Source organism: Microbacterium sp. NPDC064942 (assembly GCF_049545525.1).
Classification (GTDB): Bacteria; Actinomycetota; Actinomycetes; order Actinomycetales; family Microbacteriaceae; genus Microbacterium; species Microbacterium gawkjiense.
The window spans coordinates 99726-123979 of sequence record NZ_JBMWDR010000006.1 but is presented as its reverse complement, the minus strand read 5'-3'; the positions used below and the strand labels follow the sequence as shown (position 1 = coordinate 123979).

Sequence of the window (24254 nt, the reverse complement as noted above, 5' to 3'; positions counted from 1 at the left end):
CGCGAGCCGCGCGCAGATCGACAAGGAGAGAACGTGCCAACCATTCAGCAGTTGGTTCGCAAGGGTCGCTCGCCCAAGGTCTCGAAGACCAAGGCGCCCGCCCTGAAGGCGAACCCGCAGCAGGCGGGTGTCTGCACCCGCGTGTACACGACCACGCCCAAGAAGCCGAACTCGGCGATGCGCAAGGTCGCCCGTGTGAAGCTCCGCAACGGGACCGAGGTCACCGCCTACATCCCCGGTGAGGGCCACAACCTGCAGGAGCACTCGCTCGTGCTCGTCCGCGGTGGTCGTGTGAAGGACCTCCCCGGTGTGCGTTACAAGATCGTCCGCGGCGCCCTGGACACCCAGGCTGTCAAGAACCGTAAGCAGGCTCGCAGCCGCTACGGCGCCAAGAAGGGTTGAGCTAGATGCCTCGTAAGGGACCCGCACCCCGCCGCGTCGTCGTCAACGACCCGGTCTACGGTGCTCCGATCGTCACCCAGCTGGTGAACAAGATCCTCGTCGACGGCAAGAAGTCCATCGCCGAGGCCATCGTCTACAACGCCCTCAAGGGCGTCGAGGCGAAGAACGGCCAGGACGCCGTCGCGACGCTCAAGAAGGCGCTCGACAACGTCCGCCCCACCCTCGAGGTCAAGAGCCGCCGCGTCGGTGGCTCGACCTACCAGGTTCCCGTCGAGGTCAAGCCGCACCGCGCGAACACGCTCGCGCTGCGCTGGCTCGTCTCGTACGCGAAGGGTCGCCGTGAGAAGACCATGACCGAGCGCCTCCAGAACGAGATCCTGGATGCCTCGAACGGCCTCGGTGCCGCGGTGAAGCGCCGCGAGGACACCCACAAGATGGCCGAGTCGAACCGCGCCTTCGCGCACTACCGCTGGTAATCAGCACCTCGGCGACCGGCCGGGTCACCCCCGGCCGGTCGCCCCGCGACATCCGTCACTACACGTAAGGACACCCCGTGGCACAAGAAGTGCTCACCGACCTCAACAAGGTCCGCAACATCGGCATCATGGCGCACATCGATGCCGGCAAGACGACGACGACCGAGCGCATCCTCTTCTACACGGGTGTCAACCACAAGCTGGGCGAAACCCACGACGGCGCCTCGACCACCGACTGGATGGAGCAGGAGAAGGAGCGCGGCATCACGATCACGTCGGCCGCCGTCACCTGCTTCTGGAACAAGAACCAGATCAACATCATCGACACCCCGGGTCACGTGGACTTCACGGTCGAGGTGGAGCGCTCGCTCCGCGTCCTCGACGGTGCCGTCGCCGTCTTCGACGGCAAGGAGGGCGTCGAGCCCCAGTCCGAGACCGTGTGGCGTCAGGCCGACAAGTACGACGTCCCCCGTATCTGCTTCGTCAACAAGATGGACAAGCTGGGCGCGGACTTCTACTTCACCGTCGACACGATCGTGAAGCGCCTCGGCGCCAAGCCGCTCGTGCTGCAGCTGCCCATCGGTGCCGAGAACGACTTCGTCGGCGTCATCGACCTCGTCGAGATGCGCGCACTGGTGTGGCCCGGCGACGCCAAGGGTGACGTGACCATGGGCGCCAAGTACGAGGTGCAGGAGATCCCCGCCGACCTCAAGGACCGCGCCGAGGAGTACCGCCAGCAGCTGCTGGAGACCGTCGCCGAGAGCGACGAGGAGCTCCTCGAGAAGTTCTTCGGCGGTGAGGAGCTCACGATCGCCGAGATCAAGGGCGCCATCCGCAAGATGACCGTCGCCGGCGAGCTCTACCCCGTGCTCTGCGGCTCCGCGTTCAAGAACCGCGGTGTCCAGCCGATGCTCGACGCGGTCGTCGACTACCTGCCGTCGCCCCTCGACGTGCCCGCCATCGAGGCGCACGACCCGAAGGACGAGGAGAAGGTCATCGAGCGTCACCCCGATGCCAACGACCCGTTCGCCGCGCTGGCCTTCAAGGTCGCCGTGCACCCGTTCTTCGGTCGCCTGACCTACATCCGCGTCTACTCGGGTCAGCTCGACTCGGGTGCGCAGGTCATCAACTCGACCAAGGGCAAGAAGGAGCGCATCGGGAAGATCTTCCAGATGCACGCCAACAAGGAGAACCCGGTCGACGCGGTCACCGCGGGCAACATCTACGCGGTCATCGGCCTGAAGGACACCACCACCGGTGACACCCTCGCCGACCCGAGCGAGCCCGTCGTCCTCGAGTCGATGACGTTCCCCGAGCCCGTCATCGAGGTCGCGATCGAGCCGAAGACCAAGGCCGACCAGGAGAAGCTGGGTGTCGCCATCCAGAAGCTCGCCGAAGAGGACCCGACCTTCCGCACCGAGCTCAACCCCGAGACCGGTCAGACGGTCATCAAGGGCATGGGCGAGCTGCACCTCGACATCCTCGTCGACCGCATGAAGCGCGAGTTCCGCGTCGAGGCGAACGTCGGCAAGCCGCAGGTCGCGTACCGCGAGACGATCAAGAAGACCGTCGAGCGTTACGACTACACGCACAAGAAGCAGACCGGTGGGTCGGGTCAGTTCGCGAAGATCCAGTTCGCGCTCGAGCCCCTCGAGGTCACGGCCGACAAGACGTACGAGTTCGAGAACAAGGTCACCGGTGGCCGCATCCCGCGCGAGTACATCGAGCCGACCAACCAGGGCTTCCAGGACGCCATGCAGGTCGGTGTGCTCGCCGGCTTCCCCATGGTGGGCGTGAAGGCGATCCTCATGGACGGCGCGTCGCACGACGTCGACTCGTCCGAGATGGCGTTCAAGATCGCGGGTTCGATGGGCTTCAAGGAGGCTGTCCGCAAGGCCAGCCCCGTGCTGCTCGAGCCGCTGATGGCCGTCGAGGTCCGTACTCCCGAGGAGTACATGGGCGACGTCATCGGCGACCTGAACTCGCGTCGTGGCCAGATCCAGTCGATGGAGGACGGAGCGGGCATCAAGATCGTCCGCGCCCTCGTCCCCCTGTCGGAGATGTTCGGCTACATCGGTGACCTGCGCTCGAAGACTTCGGGCCGCGCGGTCTACGCGATGGAGTTCGACAGCTACTCCGAGGTCCCGCGCGCGGTGGCCGACGAGATCGTCCAGAAGACCAAGGGCGAGTAACACTCGTTCTTCGGATGCCGGGGGCCCGGCCCCCGGCATCCGCCCAAACTGAATATCGTCACGTCAACTACACTGACAACATCCCCGTAGAAACCCGGTCGCAATCCAGCGCCCGGATGACTACACGACAGTCCTGAGGAGGACCCAGTGGCCAAGGCCAAGTTCGAGCGGACCAAGCCGCACGTCAACATCGGAACGATCGGTCACGTCGACCACGGCAAGACCACGCTCACCGCTGCCATCTCGAAGGTGCTCGCCGACAAGTTCCCGTCGGCCACCAACGTGCAGCGTGACTTCGCGTCGATCGACTCCGCTCCCGAAGAGCGCCAGCGTGGTATCACGATCAACATCTCGCACGTCGAGTACGAGACCCCGAAGCGTCACTACGCACACGTCGACGCCCCGGGTCACGCTGACTACATCAAGAACATGATCACCGGTGCCGCTCAGATGGACGGCGCGATCCTCGTGGTCGCCGCCACCGACGGCCCGATGGCTCAGACGCGTGAGCACGTTCTGCTCGCCAAGCAGGTCGGCGTTCCCTACCTGATGGTCGCGCTGAACAAGTCGGACATGGTCGACGACGAGGAGATCCTGGAGCTCGTCGAGCTCGAGGTCCGCGAGCTGCTGTCCAGCCAGGGCTTCCCCGGCGACGACGCTCCGGTCGTCCGCGTCTCGGGCCTCAAGGCTCTCGAGGGCGACGAGCAGTGGGTCCAGTCGATCCTCGACCTGATGGACGCCGCTGACGAGTCGATCCCCGACCCGGTCCGCGACAAGGACAAGCCCTTCCTCATGCCGATCGAGGACGTCTTCACGATCACCGGTCGTGGCACGGTCGTCACCGGTCGCGCCGAGCGTGGCACCCTCGCCATCAACTCCGAGGTCGAGATCGTCGGCATCCGCCCGACGCAGAAGACCACGGTCACGGGTATCGAGATGTTCCACAAGCAGCTCGACGAGGCCTGGGCCGGCGAGAACTGTGGTCTGCTCCTCCGTGGTCTCAAGCGTGACGACGTCGAGCGTGGCCAGGTCGTCGTGAAGCCGGGTTCGGTTACGCCGCACACCAACTTCGAGGGCACTGCCTACATCCTCTCGAAGGAGGAGGGTGGCCGTCACAACCCCTTCTACACGAACTACCGCCCGCAGTTCTACTTCCGTACCACGGACGTGACCGGCGTCATCACGCTGCCCGAGGGCACCGAGATGGTCATGCCCGGTGACACCACGGACATGACGGTGGAGCTCATCCAGCCCATCGCCATGGAGGACGGCCTCGGCTTCGCGATCCGTGAGGGTGGCCGCACCGTCGGTGCCGGTACCGTCACCAAGATCCTCAAGTAAGTCCTTCGGACTCACCGACAGGGGTCGGGCCTTCGGGCCCGGCCCCTTCGTCGTTCCTGCAAGGGTGTGTGATCGGGTGGGGACGGTCTTAGACTGACCGCGCCGCGGCATCCGCGGTCCGAGACGGAAGGGATCCCATGGGTATCGACGATGTGGTCAACAAGGGCAAGCAGTTCCTCGAGCAGCACAAGGAGGAGATCGACCGGAACCTGAAGTCGGACAAGGCCGAGGACGTCAGCGACAAGGTCCTCGACGCCGCGGCCGATTTCGTGAAGAAGGTCGCTCCCGACTCGGTCGACGCGAAGGTCGACGAGGTCCGCGACAACGTGGATCGGCGTATCGGGAACGAGTGATCCCTGCGAGGGGTCGGATGCCGCGGCATCCGGCCCCTCTGCTGTGCCCGGCCGGGGGTGGCGCGTCTGACAGAATGAACGTCGGACGGTGAGGATCGGATGACGCAGGTGAAGCGGGTCGCATCGTGAGCGGCATCCTGGTCCACGAGTGGCTGTCGCCGCGGGGCGGGTCCGAGAACGTCTTCGCCGTGCTGGGCGAGGTGTTCCCCGACGCGGAGCGCTGGTGCCTGTGGGACGAGAGCGGCGGGCGTTTCGAGGGCGTCGAGGAGACGCTGCTGGCTCGTACGCCGTTGCGCGGACGCAAGGCGGCCGCTCTGCCGCTCATGCCGTTCGCGTGGCGGATGCTGCCGCAGCGGGATGCGGACTGGGTGCTCTGCAGCAGCCACCTCTTCTCCCACCATGCCCGTTTCGGCGGGCGCGCCGCCGAGGCGCCGAAGCTCGTGTACGCGCATACGCCGGCGCGGTACATCTGGGTGCCCGAGCTCGACGGGCGCGGGCAGGGGCCGCTCGCGCGCGCGGCGTCGGCGATGCTCAAGCCGCTCGACCGGCGGCGGGCGGCCGAGCCCGTCGCGATCGCCGCGAACAGCGCGTTCATCGCGGAGCGCGTCGGCTGGGCGTGGGACCGCGAGGCGACCGTGATCCACCCGCCAATCGACGTGGCGAGGTTCGCCGAGGCGCGTGCCACGGATGAGACCGAGGGCGTGCTGGCGATGCTGCCGGCGGACTACCTGCTGGGTGTGTCCCGGTTCGTGCCGTACAAGCGGCTCGAGCTCGTCATCGACGCCGGGGTGGCGTCAGGGCTTCCGGTGGTCCTCGCGGGCGGCGGAGCCGACGAGGCCCGACTGCGTGCGTACGCGGAGGACCGCGGGCACCCGGTGACGATCGTCCGGGATCCGTCGTCGACCCTGCTGGCGGCGCTGTACCGCGCCGCCGTCGCGCTCGTGTTCCCCGCCGTCGAGGACTTCGGCATCATGCCGGTCGAGGCGATGGCGACCGGGACCCCCGTCGTCGGCAACGCGGTCGGGGGAGTGGCGGAGAGCGTCGTCGACGGCGTCACCGGGGCGCTGGTGCACGAGTGGTCGGCGACGGAGCTCGCCGCAGCCGTCGAGCGGGCCGCGGCGGTCGACCGCGACGCCTGCGTCCACCGGGCATACGAGTTCGATCGGCCGGTGTTCGAGGCCGAGATCGCCGCGTGGGTCGCCCGGGAGGTCGGATGACCGCGCTCTTCGTCGACGACCGCTACCGGGGCGCGCACGGGATCGGCCGGTACGCGCGCGAGGTGCTCGGGCGTCTCGACGTGCCGTGGCGGGACCTGGGCCTCGACGGGACGCCCTACGCGCCGCTCGACGCCTTCCGGCGCGTCCCCGGACCTGCCCCGGCGGACGTCGTCTATTCGCCCGGGTACGGCGCGCTCCTGCGCGCCCCGCGTCAGGTGCTCACCGTGCACGACCTCATCCAGTTGCAGACGGCCTGGCCGGGTCGGGCGAAGTTCCTCGCCTACTACAACGGTCCGGTGCGTCGGGTGATCCGCCGTGCGCGGGTCGTCCTCACGGTCTCCGAGACGTCGGCCGAGGCGATCCGGGCCTGGCTCCGGGACGACAGCGTGCGCGTCGTGAACGCCGGCAACGGGTGCTCGGCGGCGTTCACGCCCGACGGGCCGCGGGAAGCGGCATCCGATCCGTACGTCCTGTTCGTCGGGAACACGCGGGCGCACAAGAACCTCGACGTCGTGCTGCGTGCGGCGGCGGTGGCCCCCGGCATCCGGGTCCGGTCGGTCGTTCCCGCGGACGAGGAGGCCGAGGTGCGTCGGCTCGCGGCGGAGCGGGGTGTGGCCGAGCGGGTGGAGGTGTCGACGGACGTCGATGACGCGCGCCTGGCCGAGCTGTACCGCGGCGCGGTGGCGACCGTCATGCCCTCGCTGCTCGAGGGTTTCGGGCTGCCCGCGCTCGAGTCGGTGGCCACCGGGACGCCGGTGATCCACTGGAGCGGATGCCGTGCTGTCGCCGAGATCGTGGCGGGGCGGGGGTGGGCTGTGTCCGATGTGCACGACGCGCACGAGTGGGCGGCGGCGATGACCGAGGCGGCCCGCTCTCCGCGGACCGTGGCGGCACCGGTCGACGCGTACGACTGGGATCGGACGGCGCGGGTCGTGTCCGAGACCCTGAGCGACGCGCTCCGCTGAGGGCGATCAGTCCGCGACGAGGCCGCTCAGGAACGTCGCGAGCTCGCCGGCCTTCGCCGCCCAGGTGTGGTTCTCCGCCGTGCGGCGACCCGCGAGGTTGGGGGAGGGATGCCGCAGCGCGGCCGCGAGCGCCGCGTCGGCCGTCGCGGGCGAGGTGTAGGTGTGGACGCCGGCGTCGGTGTCGTTGCGGATGCCGGGGGTCTCGCGGGAGACCACGGCGAGACCGGCGGCGAGGTACTCGTGCAGCTTCATGGGGCTACGGCCGGCGTTCGACGGGTCGTCGGAGAGGGGGAGGAGGCCCACCCGGGCGCCGCGCAGGAGCGCGGGGAGGTCCGCGTAGGGGACGGGGCCGGCGAGCTCGACGTTCGCAGGCAGGGGCGCCGGTGGGGTCGGGCGGGGTCCGGCGATGACGAAGCGCACCTCGGGGTGGGCGCTCGCCCAGGCGTGCAGCTGCCGCCAATCGAAGCGGGCGTCGAGCGCGCCGACGTACACGCAGGTCGCCGGACGGGTGTCGGCATCCGTCGGCGGATCGGCGAACGCCGCGAGGTCCACGCCGTTCTCGATGACGAGCGAGGGGAGGGTGAGGTGGCCGAGGCCGCGCAGGACGGCGCCAGAGGTCGCGACGACGGCGTCCGCGGACGCGAGGATGCGGTCCTGCAGGGTGTGCTTGAGTCCGTCGGGGTAGAGGTCGGTGGGGCGGTAGACGAGGGTGTCGCTGAGTCCGCGCACGCTGTCGTCCCAGAGCAGCGGCTGGTCGATGAGGACCGCGTCGAACCGTGGCTCGATCCCGGCGCGGGTCAAAGCCCGCGCGACGCGGAAGGTTCCCCATGGGCGGGGGAGGGCCGTGCGGGGGACGAGGTGCGTGACGCCGTCGTCGTCGCGGTGCGCGTGGCGCGGGACGGCCGACGAGACGGCGCGGGGGATGCGTCCGGTGAGGCGGTGGGCGAGCGAGATCGGGGTGGAGAGGTGGACGACCTCGGCGCCGAGGCGGGCGAGTTCGCGGGCGTAGTGGTGGCTGCCGACGCGGAAGTCGCCGAAGACGTGCGTGTGCGAGAGGAACAGGACGCGGGCGCCGGTCACGCCCGTGCCGTCCGGATCGCGGTGCGGATCTCGTCTTCGATGCGGGTGAGGTCGGCGGAGGCGGCCGCGATGCGCCTGGTGATCTCGTCGATGCGGTCGGTCTGCCGCCGCATCCGCTCCAGCATCTCGGTCGCCGTCATCGTCGCGGCGTCCGCGGTGGTGTCGGCGAGCCCGATCGTCGCGAAGGCGGCCGTGATCTTGTGCGTCGGCGAGGGGACGAGCTCCAGCGGAGCCGCGCCCGAGAGTGCGGCCAGGACGAGGACGTGCATGCGATCGCTGATCACCAGGCGCGCGTCGTCGTAGCGCTCGCGCAGACGGGCTTCATGCGTGACGGGGTCGGTGTCGCCCCACGGCTCGAACGTTCCGCCGAGGGCGTCGGCGAGGTCGCGGGAGCGTTCCTCGTCTTCGCGCACCTGGACGACGGTGCGGATGCGGAGACCCTCGGATGCCGCGAACCCGCGCACCGCCTCGATCCAGTCCCCGTTCGGCATCGGTCGCGTCCCGCGCAGGCTGACGACGAGGTCGCGGCGGTTCTCCCACGGGACGCCGGGACGGATGCCGGCGCCGAACCCGATGTCGGGGACGACGCGGCTGCCGCCGGCGAGGGCTGAACTGGCGGCATCCCGCCAGAGGGCGAACTGCGACAGGCGGGCGGCGAACGCATGGATGGCGGTGGCCGGTTGGGTGGGGGCACGGATGCCGCGGGGCGGCCGGATCACGACGCCGCCCTTGAGGCGGATGAGGAGCGTCTCGGCGAGGAAGACGAGCTCACGCAGGACGTTGCCGCGGTCGAGCGGGATCTCGCCCGATTCGAAGACGAGGACCGGGCGGCGCGGCGCCGTCGCGATCAGCCACAGCCACCGTGCGATACTCCGCTTGGAGCGGAGGACACGGGTGCCCGTGGGCAGGCCGAGCTGGCGCAGCCACACGTCCGGCGCCTCACCGACGTAGACGACGAGCTCGTCGGATGTGCCCACGGCCCAGCGGACCGCCTCGCGCCGGATGAGCGCGTCGCCGATATTGCCGGCCGGGCCGGTGGCGGAGACGAGGGTGCGGGTGGGGGGAACCGCCTTTCGTGACGCTCTCGGACGCGTCACCGGGCCGCTGTCTCGTTCAGCACATGCTGCATCGCGTCGCGGAAGCGCCCGGGCGAAGGTGGCTGATGCCCGCCGCCCTGCTCATAGGTGAAAAGCGTTACCCGTGCCGTTTCGCTCGCGTTGGCAACCGACTCGAACGGCTGGCGGTGTTCCTGGTCATGCCAGTCCAGGGTGTTGGAGTGGTAGAAGACACGCGTACCGGTTGGCTCCGCGTAGCGGCGCACCGCCGAATACCTGTCATCGAAAGCGGCACTCCAATCATCCGAAAAGTCGAACGATTCCGGCGATGAGTCGTTAAGCACTTCCGGTAGGCAGTTCGCGAGGTAGCGTCGCTGCGTCGACGTGAGGTATCGATAGATTGCCGTCTGAGGATTGAAGACCAAGGCGGTGGACCCAGGTACGAGCGCGGATACCTGCAACGCGGCGAAGCCGCCACCCGAGGAGCCGGTGAAGATGACCCGGCTCGCCCCAACCTGCGCTGCGATCACCGTCGACAAGTCTGCGAGTCTTTGGAAGAGATCGATTTCGCGAATGCCCGTGAACCACGCCAACTTGAGCTTCGGATCCAACCATAGGCTCGGGTCCGCCCAGTACAGACAGGAGGTGCCGAACGGTTCCGTCGACCTGGCTCTTTCGAATCGCGGAATCTGGAACCGCTGTCGGTCCAACAAGCCATGGAAGGTGACGATGAGCGTGTCGGAGTCCTGACGGAGGAGTGCTCCGTCGAGGACACCTCCCGGGCCGAGATCATCGCGCAGTCGCAGCTTCTCACCCGGCAGGAGGCTCGTCACATTCTCGGCGAGACGGTCCATGCGGTCGATTCGCACATCGGCGAATTCGCCTGTGGCAGGTGGTTCAGCGGTCGTCATTCAGTCCTCGCCTTCGTGTCGCGTCTTCGGGTAGCCGTCTCGCCCGGTGGGCGGCTCACATCTTCGGAACGACAGAGAGCCTGCCCGCGCGAACCGCGATTCGCCACTCGTTCTGATCCGCCGTCGCCACGCCGTCACCAACGGGGAGCTCGTACTGGATTCGGCCGACGGGAGTTTGGAAGACGCCGAACAGCTGCCACCGTCCGCCGACTATGTCCCTGAATGATCGGCTCGCGCTGATGCTGTCTTCGGTGCGTTGATCGAGCGCAAACTCGCGTCGCCGAAGCGCGCCGTTGACCTCTCTCACGATCACGACCTCTGTGATCTTCGAGGACGAGTCGGTGTCGATGTCGATAGTGAATCGATCGTTGCTGAGCCGGAGGGCACTCACCGCACCTCGAAGCCACGGGAACGATGCGGAATCCTCCCCGTCCCGGACCGGGGGCTTGGCGCTCATGAGCTTGAGGCGTTCCTTGGGCTGTCGAACCAGGATCCGGTCGCCCGGTGTCGTTAGTACCCGTGTCGCATCGACATCCAGCGGGTAGAAATAGGAGCCCAGCCGGGCTGCGATGATGAACGGAGACTCTCCCAACTTCCCGATCGGTGCGCGATAGATGGCGAGGTCGGAGGTGCCATCCGCCTGGGGCGCCGTCTCAGAATCGCTTGTGAACGCGACGACGGTTCCGTCGACTCCTCGCAGTTCAAGTGAGAGCGGCTTGGCCGAGCCGGATTGGCTCACTGCGACCTTGATCTGTGAGCCTTCCAGCTGAATCGACTCGACTTTCGGCGGAAGAGGTCGTGGGGCCGCGACGTACCAGTCGCATTCGCAGGCGAACCATCCTCGCAAAGTAGCATCTACGTCGGCCCGTGCGTAGGTGACCCCGCGCTCATCACCCCCATCGCTATCGTCGATGACGACGACGCGGTCGGCGGTGATACGTCGGCGGGTCGGCGGATGACCTTGCGCCGCCACGGCGTGACGGACTATGACGGTTCCGACCTTCACCTGCTGATCGTCGATGACACGGTGCAGGCCGGCCTCGTCGACGAGTTCTTGCATGTGGGTGTCGAAGTACCCTTGCGATTTCCCGCCGCGGAGCGAGTCGGAGTGCATTACGCCGACAACGAGGCCGCTGTCCAGGGCCCCCCGCAGTTCCTGGGTCACTTCCGCGAGGAACTGTCTGCGACCCGAGACGGGCCGGCCGTCGAGGATGACGAGAAGATCCATCGAGGCGGGGGCCTCACTGTGCCCCAGCAGCGGGGCCGGCGCGTCCAGTACTCGCGTCGTTTGATGAGCCGGGAAGTGCGGGCTGACCTCCCCGTCTCTGATCAGGTCGTGCACGCGCCACATGGAGCTGCGATATGCAATGCGGGCGGGGTGTACCCATTTGCCCCTGAAGTCAGAACCGGAGAGCGAGCTCACATCCGCGAGCATGAGGACGAGAGGCACCTCCGGTCCCGCGAGCGGTACCGGTTCGCCTGTCGCCGCCTCGAGGCGCTCACGGTATTCACGGTCCGCGGCCTTGCGGACACCATCGAAGTAACCGATCTTCGCGAGGACGGATTCGCGGCGGAACATGATGGCAGGCTCGCAGATGCCGGGCTGCATTCCACGCTCGCTGTACAAGGACAAGTCCTCGGTGAGTCGCACGTTTCGGACGACGTTGGCGAAGCGGTCGGGTGCATGCTCGAGATCGCGTACCTGGATCTCGAGCCGGCGAGGATGCGACCAGTCATCCGAATCCTGCATTGTGACGAGTTTGCCGCGGGCGATGTCGAGCGCTTCGTTCCGGCGGATGTAAGTTCCCGCATTGACCTCGTTACGGATGACACGGATGCGACCATCCATCAGGGCGACTTGTTCGAGCACATCGTCGTGGCGGTCGGGAGAGGCGTCATCGGTCACGATGAGCTCCCAGTTCTGGTAGGTCTGATCGATGATCGACCTGACTGCGAGGAGCAGCTCCTCTCCCGGCGACCAGCAGCTCATGATGACCGTCACGAGCGGACCGTCGACGATGCGCTCCGCCGGTTCTGCCCGGAGCCGAGTGAACGGTGTGGTTCCCGCGTCATCGAGGAAGACGGTCTCGAGACCGAAGCGTCGGTAGATCTGATTGAACCGAGCGAGCAGCAGGTCCAAACTGCCCCCGAACCGCGGGTGCTCGAGTTCGGTCCCGATCGCGTGACGAAGGTAATTGTCGGCTGTCCATATGCGCAGGAGGTGGCGGACTCGGCTGTCGAGGCCGGCACCGAGGAGATGCACGGCGAGAGCCGGCAATGACCCGCGATCCATCGATTCACCCGCCAAGACGCGATCGGCTATGAGGATCAGCAGCACACGTTCCGCTTCTGCGTCCAGGTGGTGTGAGGTGAGCACCTGGCGGAGCTGCCACAGTTCATCAGGAGTGATGTGGTCCAGCAGCGGTTCATAGTCCCGCTTCGCTTCTGACGCGTGCAAGAGCTCGGCACGCAGTCCGTCCCAATCGAGAAGGCCACGGGTCAGGCGCTGTGACACGGCGTCGAGAGCCCAGATCGACTTGTTCCGCGACCCGAAGGTTAGGAGGTTTTGCATCGGCAGAACTGCAGAGCTCATCCGGAGAACAGACACCCGTTCCCTCGTACTCGAGTTGGGATGCAGGTAGTTGAGCGTCGGCCGACTGAACGACGTGTTCGTTCGAGGTGGTTGCCAGTGCGCGTGTTCGAGGGGCTCCGACGTCTGGAGGTCACCCATGTAGTCGGGGACTTCTCCGGAAACGAACTTTACCAAGACGTCGTTGATCACAGCGCGAAATCCTCCCGGCAGGCCTACATCGGTCCGCGGGCCCCCCACGTCCGGTGACCAATATACTCTGAGTGTTCTGCTCTCGCGGTCCACCGACGCTGATGGCGGTCGCGAACGACGGGGCGGGCGGCAGCATTTCGATCTCGAATGTTCCTCATGTGACGAGGGGGTGACATGATTCCGATCCGGATCCGACGCCTGGGGGGGCTCGGGAACACCATGTTCCAGTACATGCTCGCTCAGAGGCTGTGTGCCCTCGTTCCCGACGCGCGAGTGGCCAACGTCAGCCTGCCGGAGTTCGGTGTCGAGATCCCCGATGTGGCGATGCCGCACGCCAGTTTGAGGATCGACGCCCCGCACGACGTGAACCTCGGCGCGGTGGCCTACGCTCTGCGGACCGGCGTCTTCCGCGGCGTCCAGCTCGGCAGCTACGCTCAGCGGCTCGAATACTACGACGACCGCAAGAGCTGCGCGGCACTCTTCGTCGCGAAGGAAGCCCCGGGATCCTCGGTGATCACCGACGACACTTTGGTGATCAACGTGCGGGGGAGAGAAGTCCTCGAGGATACACATCCGGATTATGGGCCGGTGCCCGTCGCCTTCTTCCAGCAGATCGTGGAGCAGACGGGACTGGCGCCCGTCATCGTCGGCCAGCTGGGCGACGACGCGTACTCCCGGGAGATTCGGCGCCGATTCGACGGAGCGCCGATCATCGAGAGCCGATCACCGGCGGAGGATTTCGAGCTGGTGCGGAGCGCGAAGCACCTCGTCTTCGGCGTCAGCACCTTCAGTTGGCTTGCTGGGTGGCTGTCGGAGAAGGCCGAATCTGTGTACATGCCTGTGTCCGGGATCTTCGATCCGGACCAGCGACCCGACATCGATCTGCTGCCGGTGATGGACGAGAGGTATCGCTTCTTCCAGCTGCCTGGGGTGCAGTGGACCGCAAGCGCCCAGCAGGTGAAGTCGGTATTGCACAGCACGGATCACTTCGAGGAGCTTTCACGGCCAGCGGTTCGCGACCGTCTGCGCAACGCACATGAGAATCTCCTCGATCAGCGTCTTCGTACGGACCCTGCCGCTCTCAACGCGCTCCAGCGTCAGAGGGATCGGGCGAGTCGCCGGGCGCACGTCTATTCCACGCGATTGTCCAACGTGAGAGCGTGGGCGCGTTTTCTGTCGATGGTGGACATGCCGGAACTCGACATGCCGACCGTTGCATCCGAGTCGGAAATGATCCGTGTGCGGCCGGCGACCGATGCGGGTGTTCACTATCGGCTGAGGCTGCGCCACCAGGCCGCGGACATGACTTTCGCGGTCGATGTGACCGCTCCTCGGACTCGCGCAGAACGCGCGGAGGCGGAACGCATCGCCGTGGCGGTCGGGGCCAAACTGTTCGATACCTCGTCCGGGCAGACGATGGTGAAGTCAGCGATTCCTGTCGATGAGGCAGCGTCTCGGCTGAGCGAGTTCGTAGCGAGGACCCTGCCACTGGCGCGGAGGGACACCCCTCGGGTCAGGTGACGCGAGCCCGTCTCAACGTGGATCTCGGCGCCGGAGCATACCGCGGAGCTTTCGGGGGATGTACGTCACAAGACGGCCGATTCGGTATGACGGACCAGAGGTGATGTGGTGGACCTCCGCCTCGGCTCGACGAACCTTGCGCCTCAACGCGCGAGCATCACCGCCATTCTTTGATCCTCGGTTGATGACACGGATTCCCCGCTCGGCATAGCGCACAAGCCAGTCAATGAGGATCTCAGCGTCGTGCAGAGTCGGGTCAGGGGAGAACTTCTCGGGCAGCGTCCCTGAGATCAGCCGATCAGTGAGCTCGCCCACATCGAGAGATGTCGAGGCGCGTGCGAATGCTGCGGAAGCCTCAGACATCTGACGATAGCGAGTGGGGTCAGACGCGAGAGCAACGATCGCGTCGGCGAGACTCGCCGGCTCGCTCGTGGTCGTCAGGACGCCATCGTTCCCCCGGATGGTCTCGAGCCAGGGAAGCTCATACATCGCCACCGGCATGCCCATCGCCTGAGCTTCGACGATCGTCAGTTGATACCCTTCGATAGCGCTCGTAGAGACAAGCAGGTGTGCTTCTTCGAGCGTTGTCAGCAGTTCTTCCGGAGTTAGATCGCCCACGACCTTGACGGTCCGACCGACACCACGGTCGGCAGCCATGTCCCTCACGTCCGCACCGGTGAGCTCCGGGGAATCGGGCCCGATGATCGTGAGTTCGTAATCGACCTGCCGCCTGGTGAGCTCGGCCGCGACCGCGATGAGGTGGTCGACCTGTTTGGTCGGCCGGTCTAGGCGTCCCCACCACGCCAGCTTCAGAGGCGCCGTGATCTCGCGGTGAGATCCCTCTCGTTCCAGGGCATACACCGTCAGCGGTGAGGGAGGGTTGGGAAGGTAGACCACATTCGGCACGCCCTGGAGCTTCCAGAAGGCGACATCGGTCGGTGAGAGCGTCACGACGCGGAGGAGGTTTCGCATATTGGCGGCCATGAACGTCAGGTGGCGCCGGTGGTCGAAGATGGGTCGGAGGGCGAAGTTGTGTACCCAACCGATCGTCGGTATTCCCGCGATCTGGGCGGCTATGGCGAACCACGGCCACCTGTTGTTGTACAGGATGTGGTGGTCGATGATGAGGTCGATTTCATGGGTCCGGCAGACATCGACCCATTGCGCCAGGCGGTCAGCCATGCCTTCTCCGATGACGACGAGCGCCACGCCATCGGGGAGGACGACCGCGTGGTCGGATTCGCGGAAGACGGCGACCGTCACGCCGTATCCGGCTCGTGTCAGGTCGGCGGCTTGACGGAGGAGAACCGACTGCAGGCCGCCCCGATCCAGGTGCGCCGTCGTCAGCAACACGTTCCGGATCGCGGATTCTGGTTGCGAGGGGCGCGGGAAACGTGCGGACACCGCGGACAGGGACTCGGGAACGAAAGTGGCTGCGGCCTTGATGAGGTCAAAATCGCCGACTTTATCGGCGAGCAGATCGATGCACTCCCTCTGCAATTCACCCGAAGTCTCATTCAGGCAGCTGCGAAGGACGCTCGCGATGATGTGAAGACGCGCGGACTCGTATGAATTGAGTGTCGGTTGGGGGGTCGCCCCAGATGACGTCTCGTGGAAGACGATGTCTCGAATGTGCGAGATCGGGTCGATCCCGCTCATGAGGAAATGGAAATGCTCCAACGCGTCGATTGCGTGCCCGCTCGTTCCCCGTCGGAAGAAGTAGCGGTAGAGACGTTCGGCGGTCGACACATACTTCTTCGCGTACGACAGGGCCAGAAAGGTGATGGGGAGGTCGTTTGCGCGGTAGAAGGTCGCGTCAGCAGGCATCCTGCTATAAGCCCGGCGGAGGAGATGAGTGGAGAACAGGTAGCGCCACAGATGACCGTTCGCCACTTGCCCAACCGGAAACAGGCCCGGAATGATCTGCGGACCGAGCAGAGTGTCGAACTGCGGTTGCAGAGCCGCCTCAAAACGACGCGGGTGTGCGTCGCCATCGCGTGTGACGATCTCGACGCCGAAGCCGACCACGTCGGCGTCAGCTCGCTTCGCGCAACCGAGAGCGGTGCGGGCCGCGCCCTCGGCTAGTTCGTCGTCTCCGTCGAGGAACATGACATACGGCGCGGTGGCAGCATCGACGCCGGCTCTTCGCGCCTGGAACGCGGACATGTTGAGCGGCTGCCGTATGAGTCGTACGCGAGCGTCGCGCGACGCGTACTCCGAAACAATGCTGGCGGTCTCGTCCGTGGAGGCATCATCGACGCAGATGATCTCGATATCGCGAAGTGACTGACGAAGGCAACTATCGAGGGCTGCCGCAACGTGGTCCTCGTCATTGAAAAGAGGCACCACGATCGACACCTGGGGTGAATGGCTCAAATGATTTCCTTGGTCTCATGCCGGACGGTTCAAGGAGCACCAGAGGCGGAGTGCGTCACGAGGGCTCGCGAGGTACTAGCCTCTCGTCTCGGCGCCCAGATCGGGCGCCGAGACGAAGCGTCAGCGTCGTCGGAATCCCAGAGCTCTTCTGCTGAGGTGCCGCTGCAGAGCGTCAAGCACTTCGCGGGCTTCGGTTCCTGCAAGCTCTTTCCTCAACGCGTCGACTGATGCTGGTGTCAACTCACCGTATCGCCTCGCAGCCCCTCGCAATGCATAACGAACGATGTCCCGTAGCGGCGCACGGTATCGAAGGGGAGCGCTCGCGCGCCTGAGCTGATGCCGCATGTCGACGTAGGCCGTGACGTAGCCTAGAACCGACCGGTAGGCGTCAAGGCTCGTGATCGTCGAATGCGGCCGAAGGCGCCGTGCGTACACGTCTGTCGCTACGTGACTCGCGCGTTCGGCGCGAAGCATCAATGCAAACGTGTACGCGTTGTCCTGGTGCACGATGTGCGGGATGAAACCGACCCCACTGGCGTGCACGAATGCACGGCGGGCGAGATAAAGCCCCACATGCGGTCGATAGTGGCCACGTCGCCGCATCCGAGCCATGAGCGTGATCCCCGTGACGCAGTCGGGGTAGTCACCGGCGTCCCGCTGGTAATAGCCCTTATAACGCTCCCACGTCGCGCTTTCCACCCCTCCCTCGAGGAAGGCATGTCCGTCGAAGAGGAGCACGTCCAGTTCATCCCGGTCTGCGATGTCGATGAGAGACGCCGCAGCGTCCATATGCCAGAGGTCATCGCTGTCGAGGAAGGCGACGTAACGTCCGCGAGCCGCGTCCACTCCCTTGTTTCGTGCAACGGACTGTCCGCTGTTGACTTGTTCGAGAAGGATCACGCGCGTATCTCTCGCCGCCATCGACGAGATGATCTCGTTGCTCGCATCCGTGGAGCCGTCGTCGACGCAGATCACCTCGGCCCGCACGCCCGACTGTCGGAGCGCGCTTTCGATGCATGCCTCGATCCACGGCGCTGAGTTGAATACAGGGATTACAAAGGAGATGTCCACGGCGGCGTCTGCGGATTCGCCGGAAGGCCCGGTCATGCGCGGCCACTCAACTTCCGTGCTGCGGAAGTGATTGCACGTCCGATACGGAAAGAAGCCCCACGCGAGATCTGCTCGAGTTTTCGGCGGGCAGCGTCCCGCTCGCGCTCCACTGCCCGGACGCGGCTCAACGCCTCAGCGTTGCGCGCCGAGTAGCGGACGAACCAGTCGATGAGCAGTTCTGCGTCAGCGAGGGTGGGAGAGGGCGAGAAACTCTCGGGCAGTCGGTCCTCGACCAGCGCCAGCAGGAGCTCGCCGACGTCCAGGGATGCCGCCCGTTCCGCATTTCTGCGCGCGGCCCCAGAGAGTTCCGCGTACCGATCGGGGTCGGCCGCAATCGCGACGATCTCGGCCGCGAGAGCGGAACTCTGTCCCTGCGGCACGGCCAGGATGCCCGCATCCTCTCCGGACGGCACGGCCCACGGAAGGGAATACATGACAACGGGCAGTCCCCAGGCTTGCGCCTCTACGACGGTCAAGGGCGATCCCTCGATCGCGCTCGTCATGAGGAAGAGGTGCGCGGTGCGGAGCACCGCGGCCAGTTCCTCCGGGCGGCGCTCCCCAAGCACCGTGACGCGGTCGCCCACGCCCTTCGCGCTCGCGTACGACCTCACGTCGCGTGCGGTGAGGGCGCGCGAATCCGGTCCGAGAATAGTCAGGTGGAAGTCCACGGAACGGGCGGCGAGCTCCGCCGCGACATCGACGAGGTGCAGCACCTGCTTGGTGTTCGGGTCCAGTCGCCCCCACCAGCAGATGTTGAGTGTCGTCCCCACGACCCGCGAGTGTGACTCCGCGAGTCCGAGGCGAGCCAGAGTCGACAGGGGGTTGGGGACGAAGGCGGTCCTCTCGAGCCCCCGAAGCTTCCAGAAGGCCACGTCGAGCGGGGTGAGTGCGACGACCTTCGAGAGCGTGGGAAGGTACCGCGTGAGGATGTCCAGGCGGTCGGTCCCATCGAACACGGGGCGTAGCGCGAAGTTGTGCAACCACCCGATCACGGGGATGCCCATCGCCTGCGCGACCAGCGCGAACCAGGGCCACTCGTCGTTGTAGAGGACGTCGTGGTCCAGGACCGCGTCTGGGCGGTGTTCCCGGCAGAGCTCCACCCACGCGTCGAGGCGGATCGGCAGGTCGGCCGTGGGGAGAGCGATCTTGGCGACCCCGTCGGGGAGCGGAGAGTCGCGATCCGTCGACTGCGCCAGCACCACTGCAGTCTCGATTCCGCGCTCGTTCAGGGCGTCCGCCTGCTGGGTAACGACGCCTTGCAGCCCGCCGGTTCGAAGATTCCCGGTGGACAGCAGGACGGAGGTGACCTCGGGCTTCAGCCGGGGCGGGGGCCCGGCTGTCTGCGCGAGCCACGGAAGCCAGGCGGGTTCGAACCGCGCGGCGCCGCGTAGGACGTCGAGCGTATCGACGCCGCCGAGCAGGGCGCGCAACCGCGACACCCGAAGATGCGCGGGGGACAGGCGGTGAAGGTCGTGCAGCAGCGCGCCGAGGTGGTTGGCGCGTAGAGCCGAGCAGGCAAGCGAGGCGATTGCGGGCGAGTCGGCTTGGCGCACGAGCGCCTCGACCTTGGACTGTGCTCGAGCCAGATCTCGCGCCTCCTCGATCTGCGCGGACAGCCACTCATCGACATCCTGCGGTACCTCGGATGTCCCTTGATCGTCGGCTGTCCACCTGCTGTCGGGCGACGGATGCAGGAGAGGTCGCCTTGCTCGCGCGAGCGCGAGCAAGGTCACCAACGACGTAGACGTCGACTGCGACAAAGATGCCGACGGGAAATCGACATATACGCGCTCGAGGAGCTTCTTCGCGAACAAGAATGCGTGGGCGCCGATGTCGGCTGGTGGCTCTGACAGGTACAGAGCAGCAATGGCCGCGTCCACGGTGAACTGCGTGACGGCCGTCGCGCGGGAGGTGCCGAGGGAACGCAGGTCGAGTCCGATGATGTCGGCATCCGGATGTCGGGCCGCACGGTGCGCTCCTTCCGTCGGGTTCGCGGGCGGCGGCGTCCTGCCATCGACGAACAGGATGTACGGGGCTCGAGCAGCTGCCACACCGGCGCGTCGCGCGTCGAATGTCGACACTCCCGATGCCATCACGCTCGGCTTGACGCGGGGATCATTCGCCCCGAGGGCACGCGCTGCGCGGGCGGCAGGAGACGACTCCTCGAGAACGCACACGAATTCGACGTCACCCCCGACCTGAACAAGACTCTGCGCCAGCAGGGCGAGGGTCTCGTCGGCATCGTCACACGCGAGGATCAGGGAGACGCGGGGGTCTCCGGACGGGCTGCGCTCGCCGAAAGGGTCCTGAGTGCGAGTCACGAGAAGAGTGTGACCGTTGCCCGAACGAAATCGCGCAGTCGCCGCGCTGCGTCATCCATCGGTACCCGAGCGATGCTCAGGGTCGATCCGTCGCGACCGACGGCTGCGCGTGCTCCCACGGCATCCGCTGTCCGTTGGATGAGATCCGGCGACGCCGAGGAGGTCGAGCGCTTCACGTCGACCGCCATGAACACCTGCTTGGCGGCGAAACCGAGGCGCATCCGGTACTGCACCTCAGGATGGGAACGCAAGCGGATGCGCAGGACCTCCTCTTCGACCGGCTGGATGCTGAGGTCCAGCTCAGGCGCGTCGAGCTCGGCCAAGAGCCGGCCCCACCCTTTGAGGTTCGACAGTCGATCGGACATCAACGCTCGATTGCGCAGGCAGTCGCTGACTACCTGCAGGACGGCCGCCCGTTCCGACGCGGCCACGGAGCGGTCCACAGACCGCAGTACTGCTCTGAACTCGTCCTCATTCAGGAACACGTGATGAGGGGACAGCGTCGGCGCGCTGGTCATCGTCAGGGTGGCGCTGCCGATCGTGTGCACACCCACCCCGGGGACGACGAGCCCTCTCTGAGCCATCAGGTCGTCGAGCTGCGGCATGACCGATGTGTCGTCGAGATTCTGGAAGATGAAGAACCGCGATTGTGAGTGATCGAACAAGCCGTCCAGCGCGTTCCGCTGCTTCATCTCGGCGCTGTCCAGCTCGAACCCGACACGCCGGAAGTACTTGATCGATGACTGCAGATGCGGATAGATGGGGGGATTTTCCGCGATCGCGGTCGACCCCGGGAGTGCCGCCGCGAGCTTGAGGGCCGCGGTTCCCCCGGCGGAGCTGCCAACGAAGATCACGTCGTGATCGGCGATCCCATAAGAAAGCTGGATCCTGGCGACGATGTCGATCAGCGGCTCGATCGCATCTCGCTCCTTCGTGCCGAGGTACCAACCCGTCTGCAGTCGTCCTGGATAGGCCGCGAAAGTCGGATCATCGATGTTGACGCTGACTCCGTCCACCCACGGGTGCCAACTCGACCTCGGGAAGGTCGGGTTGACGCCATCTTTCAGCTTGCCGCCGCCGGCGCTCAGGAAGACGTGGAGTCTGGGCGTCCGCGACGGGGTCCCGTAACAGTCGAACGACAGGTCACCGTCGACGACCCGGACCCGACGTTTCGAGAGGTCCCCGTTCCAACGAGCGAACTTCACGACCGTCGGTGCCGAAGTGAGGATCCGGCGGTCGTGCTGGGCTTCAACGGCCCGACGACGAGCCGAGTAGTCCCCAGCGAGGGTTCCGCGGAAGGGGAAGGCGACTGTGCTGTCAGTGCGCAACGGAGCGAGCGCGGATCCGGGGCGAGAACGGGCTTCCACGCGCCCGAGCCTATCCGTCAACGCGGGTCGGTGCGTGGCGCCTCGGGTACAGTGTCTTGGAGCTGCGCGGCCAGTGCTGTTCCATGCGCGCCGGCACGAGAATGAGGTGGGATGTGGCGACGACGGAGACCGTTGGCGGCCGTTATCCCGCACCCGGTCTTCACGCGGTAGGCCAGCGACCGCCCTTGGCCGCGTACTTCGCGGAGGCGTGGCGGCGACGTGCGTTCGCGATCAACCTCGCGAGCAAGAAGCTCATCGCGGGTCTCCTGCCCAACCGGCTCGGCGTGCTGTGGATCGTCATCAAGCCGCTGTCGATGGCGCTGATCTACGGGACGATCTTCCATTTCGTCCTGTCGGGTGCGGCCCGGCCTGCGAACTTCGTGCAGTACCTGATCGTGGGCATCTTCATTTTCGAGTTCTTCACCGGTTGTCTCGGCTCGGGGTCCAAGGCGATCACCGGAAATGCGAAACTGGTCCAGAGCATCGGATTCCCCCGCATCCTGTTGCCGGTGTCCGTCGTCCTCGAGCAGGCGATGCGCATCATCCCGGTCATCGCCCTTCTCGGCATCCTTCTGATCGTGCTGGGGGAGCGTCCACAGTGGTCCTGGCTACTCCTCATCCCCATCCTGCTCACCATGGCCGTCTTCAATTTCGGCGTCGCGCTCATCGTCGCCCGCCTGTCTGTTCATGCCCGGGACGTCCAGCAGGTCATCCCGATCGTCAACCGAGTGCTGTTCTACGTCAGCGGGATCTTCTTCAACGTCGATGGTGCACTGGCGGACGCGCCGGTGCTGATGACGATCATCCACGCGGTGCCCACCTACGACTTCATCGCTCTATCGCGGTCAGTCATGCTCGACTCCTACGCCGCCCCGATCCTCGCCTGGATCGCGGCACCGATTTGGGCCGTCGCGACAGTGATCTTCGGTGTCATCTTCTTCTGGCGCGCCGAGGCGAGGTATGGCCTCAGTGAGTGACGTTCTCGAATCGGGTGGCCCGATGAGCACGCCCGCTGCTCCTCGAGCGATGATCGTCGCCGACGACGCTCATGTCACGTACCGGGTGTACGCCTCGGGCAAGCGAGTGGGGCCGCGAGAAAAGCTCCTGAGTCTGAGCGCGGTCCGCGGTGGGCGAGGCCTGAAATCCGTCCAGGCACTGCGGGGCGTGAGCTTCACCGCCAGCGAGGGCGAAACGATCGGCGTGGTGGGCCACAACGGGTCTGGAAAGTCCACGCTCTTCAAGGCAATGAGTGGACTCATCCCGACCTCCGCCGGAGCGATCTGGGCGCGCGAACGACCTGTGCTCCTGGGTGTGAATGCGGCCCTCGTGCCCGAGCTGTCGGGCGAGGACAACATAAAACTCGGCCTCCTGGCCATGGGATTCACCAAGGCTGAGGCCGCAGCTCACGTAGACGAGATCGCCGACTTCGCGGAACTCAACGAGTTCATCCACCACCCGATGCGAACGTATTCGTCCGGCATGGGAGCACGTCTCCGTTTCGCGATCGCTTCGGCCAAGAGCCACTCCATCCTTCTCGTCGACGAGGCGCTTGCGGTCGGCGACCGCAAGTTCCGTCGCAAGAGCGAGCAGCGCATCCGCCAGCTTCGCGACAGCGCGGGACTCGTCATGATCGTCAGTCACTCGGTCGGCTCGCTCGAGGACTCGTGTGAACGAGTGCTCTGGGTGCATAAGGGGGAGCTTCGTGCCGATGGCCCCGCGAAGGCGGTGATCAACGACTATGTGAAGTGGACGAAGGACCCGAAGAGCTTCGCTGTGGGTGGCGCCCACGCTCCGCAGCCCAACAGAGATCGTCCGCGACCGGTCACGGCGACGCCGTCGACGACACCCGCCACGGAGCCCGCCCCGACTGTCGGGATGCCGGCCGAGATCGCTGAGCTCCTCGGAGCCGTCGCTGGGGTGTCGAGCGGGAACGGCACCCCGGCCGCGGTGACTGTCGACACACCAGAAAACGCCCGGACTGTCGCTCGTCGCGCGAGATATCGGGAGACGGTTCGCGCCCGCCGACGCCGGCGCCTCATCGCCGTCGTCACAACCATCGTCACACTTCTCATCGCTGCGGCGGCAGGAGCCGCAATCGCCCTCCTTGCCAACGCACCCGAACCGCCTGCGACCCCGGCGGCGGCGGGCGAGACCATCGAGGCCGAGCCTGTCGAGGTGAACGATCAGGCGCCGACTGTCAGATCTTTCAGCGCGGCCGAACCGACGGCGTCGTGTGCAAGTGCGGACGGCGAGGTCGGCGTGACGCTCTCGTGGCGGACGTTGAACGCTGCCAAGATCGCGCTCGCAACTGCGCCGACTCGCGTGGATGCTCTGGACTCGCCGATGATGGTGGATGTGCCTGCCGAGGTCGATGCCCAGGTTGTGGCCTTCCCCTGCGTCGAGGACACTCGGATCTACACGCTCACCGCAGAGAGCGCGGACGGAAGGCGGGCCAGTGCCTCCGTTTCGATCGAGCGGGTCCTGGTCAAAACAGAATCTCCGGACGACTCGGACACGACGCGGCCCCCTGCGCCGGAGAGCACCCCCTCGCCGCAGCAGAGTGCGCCTGCCCTACCCTCCGCACCCGTGCGATCGCCCGATCCCCAGCCGACATCGCCTTCGCAGCCGACCTCGCCCCCGCAGCCGACCTCGCCGGAGCCGAGCGCGACACTGTCTCCGACGGATCCCGACGAGCCAGCCCAACCGGACCCCGTCGAGACGGCCGACCCGTCGAGCGGTATCCCCGAACCCGAGATCTCCGTACCGGCGGGTTGACCACCGGCAC

At 66.3% G+C, this 24254-nt stretch carries 18 protein-coding genes; 10 read left to right on the top strand and 8 right to left on the bottom strand.

The genetic code is table 11. The features are described 5' to 3' along the window. The first annotated feature begins 33 nt into the window (after nucleotides 1–33). From rpsL to ACPEH2_RS11310, 7 genes are all read left to right on the top strand, one after another. The gene (gene rpsL, locus ACPEH2_RS11340; protein ID WP_018171438.1) at nucleotides 34–402 is read left to right on the top strand and encodes a 30S ribosomal protein S12; all 369 of its coding nucleotides are present in this window, start codon (nucleotides 34–36) and stop codon (nucleotides 400–402) included. A gap of 5 nt (nucleotides 403–407) precedes the next feature. Next, entirely contained in the window at nucleotides 408–878 is a 471-nt protein-coding gene (gene rpsG / locus ACPEH2_RS11335) for a 30S ribosomal protein S7 (protein ID WP_018187368.1), read from the top strand. Between the two features lie 77 nt (nucleotides 879–955). Next, nucleotides 956–3070 carry an elongation factor G gene (fusA, locus tag ACPEH2_RS11330; protein WP_064003335.1) on the top strand — a complete coding sequence of 705 codons (2115 nt, stop codon included), beginning with the start codon at nucleotides 956–958 and terminating at the stop codon, nucleotides 3068–3070. Nucleotides 3071–3217: 147 nt separating this feature from the next. After that, entirely contained in the window at nucleotides 3218–4411 is a 1194-nt protein-coding gene (gene tuf, locus ACPEH2_RS11325; RefSeq protein WP_251581760.1) for an elongation factor Tu, read from the top strand. 137 nt (nucleotides 4412–4548) lie between these two features. Then, the gene (locus tag ACPEH2_RS11320; protein WP_359919730.1) at nucleotides 4549–4764 is read left to right on the top strand and encodes an Rv0909 family putative TA system antitoxin; all 216 of its coding nucleotides are present in this window, start codon (nucleotides 4549–4551) and stop codon (nucleotides 4762–4764) included. A gap of 125 nt (nucleotides 4765–4889) precedes the next feature. Further along, entirely contained in the window at nucleotides 4890–5981 is a 1092-nt protein-coding gene (locus tag ACPEH2_RS11315) for a glycosyltransferase (RefSeq protein WP_423718727.1), read from the top strand. Then, a complete protein-coding gene (locus ACPEH2_RS11310; RefSeq protein ID WP_423718726.1) occupies nucleotides 5978–6946 on the top strand; it encodes a glycosyltransferase in 969 nt (322 codons plus the stop codon). Before ACPEH2_RS11315 ends, ACPEH2_RS11310 begins: the two co-directional genes overlap by 4 nt. A gap of 6 nt (nucleotides 6947–6952) precedes the next feature. Here the strand turns inward: ACPEH2_RS11310 and ACPEH2_RS11305 are convergent, their stop codons facing one another. Genes ACPEH2_RS11305 through ACPEH2_RS11290 form a run of 4 tightly spaced genes read right to left on the bottom strand, consistent with a single transcriptional unit; the run spans nucleotide 6953 to nucleotide 12774 of the window. Continuing rightward, on the bottom strand, nucleotides 6953–8026 hold the full coding sequence (locus ACPEH2_RS11305) for a glycosyltransferase (protein ID WP_423718725.1): 1074 nt from the start codon (nucleotides 8024–8026) through the stop codon (nucleotides 6953–6955). Then, nucleotides 8023–9123, bottom strand: a complete 1101-nt coding sequence (locus ACPEH2_RS11300; protein WP_423718724.1) for a hypothetical protein — start codon at nucleotides 9121–9123, stop codon at nucleotides 8023–8025. Before ACPEH2_RS11300 ends, ACPEH2_RS11305 begins: the two co-directional genes overlap by 4 nt. After that, complete coding sequence (locus tag ACPEH2_RS11295) at nucleotides 9120–9992, bottom strand: hypothetical protein (protein WP_423718723.1); 873 nt, start codon at nucleotides 9990–9992, stop codon at nucleotides 9120–9122. The genes ACPEH2_RS11300 and ACPEH2_RS11295 overlap by 4 nt, the downstream gene beginning before the upstream one ends. Before the next feature lie 55 nt (nucleotides 9993–10047). Then, nucleotides 10048–12774, bottom strand: coding sequence for a glycosyltransferase family 2 protein (locus ACPEH2_RS11290; protein WP_423718722.1), 2727 nt, complete (start codon nucleotides 12772–12774; stop codon nucleotides 10048–10050). 174 nt (nucleotides 12775–12948) lie between these two features. Between ACPEH2_RS11290 and ACPEH2_RS11285 the strand changes: the two genes are divergently transcribed. Next, nucleotides 12949–14295 (top strand): hypothetical protein, encoded by a 1347-nt coding sequence (locus tag ACPEH2_RS11285; RefSeq protein ID WP_423718721.1) that lies wholly within the window; start codon nucleotides 12949–12951, stop codon nucleotides 14293–14295. Between the two features lie 12 nt (nucleotides 14296–14307). Here the strand turns inward: ACPEH2_RS11285 and ACPEH2_RS11280 are convergent, their stop codons facing one another. From ACPEH2_RS11280 to ACPEH2_RS11265, 4 genes are all read right to left on the bottom strand, one after another. Next, nucleotides 14308–16653, bottom strand: coding sequence for a glycosyltransferase (locus ACPEH2_RS11280; RefSeq protein WP_423718720.1), 2346 nt, complete (start codon nucleotides 16651–16653; stop codon nucleotides 14308–14310). Nucleotides 16654–16791: 138 nt separating this feature from the next. Then, complete coding sequence (locus ACPEH2_RS11275; RefSeq protein ID WP_423718719.1) at nucleotides 16792–17778, bottom strand: glycosyltransferase family 2 protein; 987 nt, start codon at nucleotides 17776–17778, stop codon at nucleotides 16792–16794. Then, complete coding sequence (locus ACPEH2_RS11270; protein WP_423718718.1) at nucleotides 17775–20102, bottom strand: glycosyltransferase family 4 protein; 2328 nt, start codon at nucleotides 20100–20102, stop codon at nucleotides 17775–17777. The genes ACPEH2_RS11275 and ACPEH2_RS11270 overlap by 4 nt, the downstream gene beginning before the upstream one ends. Then, the gene (locus ACPEH2_RS11265; protein WP_423718717.1) at nucleotides 20099–21307 is read right to left on the bottom strand and encodes a hypothetical protein; all 1209 of its coding nucleotides are present in this window, start codon (nucleotides 21305–21307) and stop codon (nucleotides 20099–20101) included. Before ACPEH2_RS11265 ends, ACPEH2_RS11270 begins: the two co-directional genes overlap by 4 nt. 347 nt (nucleotides 21308–21654) lie before the next feature. Between ACPEH2_RS11265 and ACPEH2_RS11260 the strand changes: the two genes are divergently transcribed. Both ACPEH2_RS11260 and ACPEH2_RS11255 read left to right on the top strand, forming a co-directional pair. Beyond that, complete coding sequence (locus ACPEH2_RS11260; RefSeq protein WP_423718716.1) at nucleotides 21655–22446, top strand: ABC transporter permease; 792 nt, start codon at nucleotides 21655–21657, stop codon at nucleotides 22444–22446. 22 nt (nucleotides 22447–22468) lie between these two features. Next, nucleotides 22469–24244, top strand: coding sequence for an ABC transporter ATP-binding protein (locus ACPEH2_RS11255; RefSeq protein ID WP_423718715.1), 1776 nt, complete (start codon nucleotides 22469–22471; stop codon nucleotides 24242–24244). Nucleotides 24245–24254 lie beyond the last annotated feature (10 nt).

Excerpts from the sequence above, each read along its gene's own strand:
- rpsG (WP_018187368.1), top strand. The coding sequence starts at position 408 with ATGCCTCGTAAGGGACCCGCACCCCGCCGCGTCGTCGTCAACGACCCG.
- ACPEH2_RS11320 (WP_359919730.1), top strand. The coding sequence starts at position 4,549 with ATGGGTATCGACGATGTGGTCAACAAGGGCAAGCAGTTCCTCGAGCAG.
- ACPEH2_RS11310 (WP_423718726.1), top strand. The coding sequence starts at position 5,978 with ATGACCGCGCTCTTCGTCGACGACCGCTACCGGGGCGCGCACGGGATC.
- ACPEH2_RS11295 (WP_423718723.1), bottom strand. The coding sequence starts at position 9,992 with ATGACGACCGCTGAACCACCTGCCACAGGCGAATTCGCCGATGTGCGA.
- ACPEH2_RS11285 (WP_423718721.1), top strand. The coding sequence starts at position 12,949 with ATGATTCCGATCCGGATCCGACGCCTGGGGGGGCTCGGGAACACCATG.
- ACPEH2_RS11275 (WP_423718719.1), bottom strand. The coding sequence starts at position 17,778 with ATGACCGGGCCTTCCGGCGAATCCGCAGACGCCGCCGTGGACATCTCC.
- ACPEH2_RS11255 (WP_423718715.1), top strand. The coding sequence starts at position 22,469 with ATGAGCACGCCCGCTGCTCCTCGAGCGATGATCGTCGCCGACGACGCT.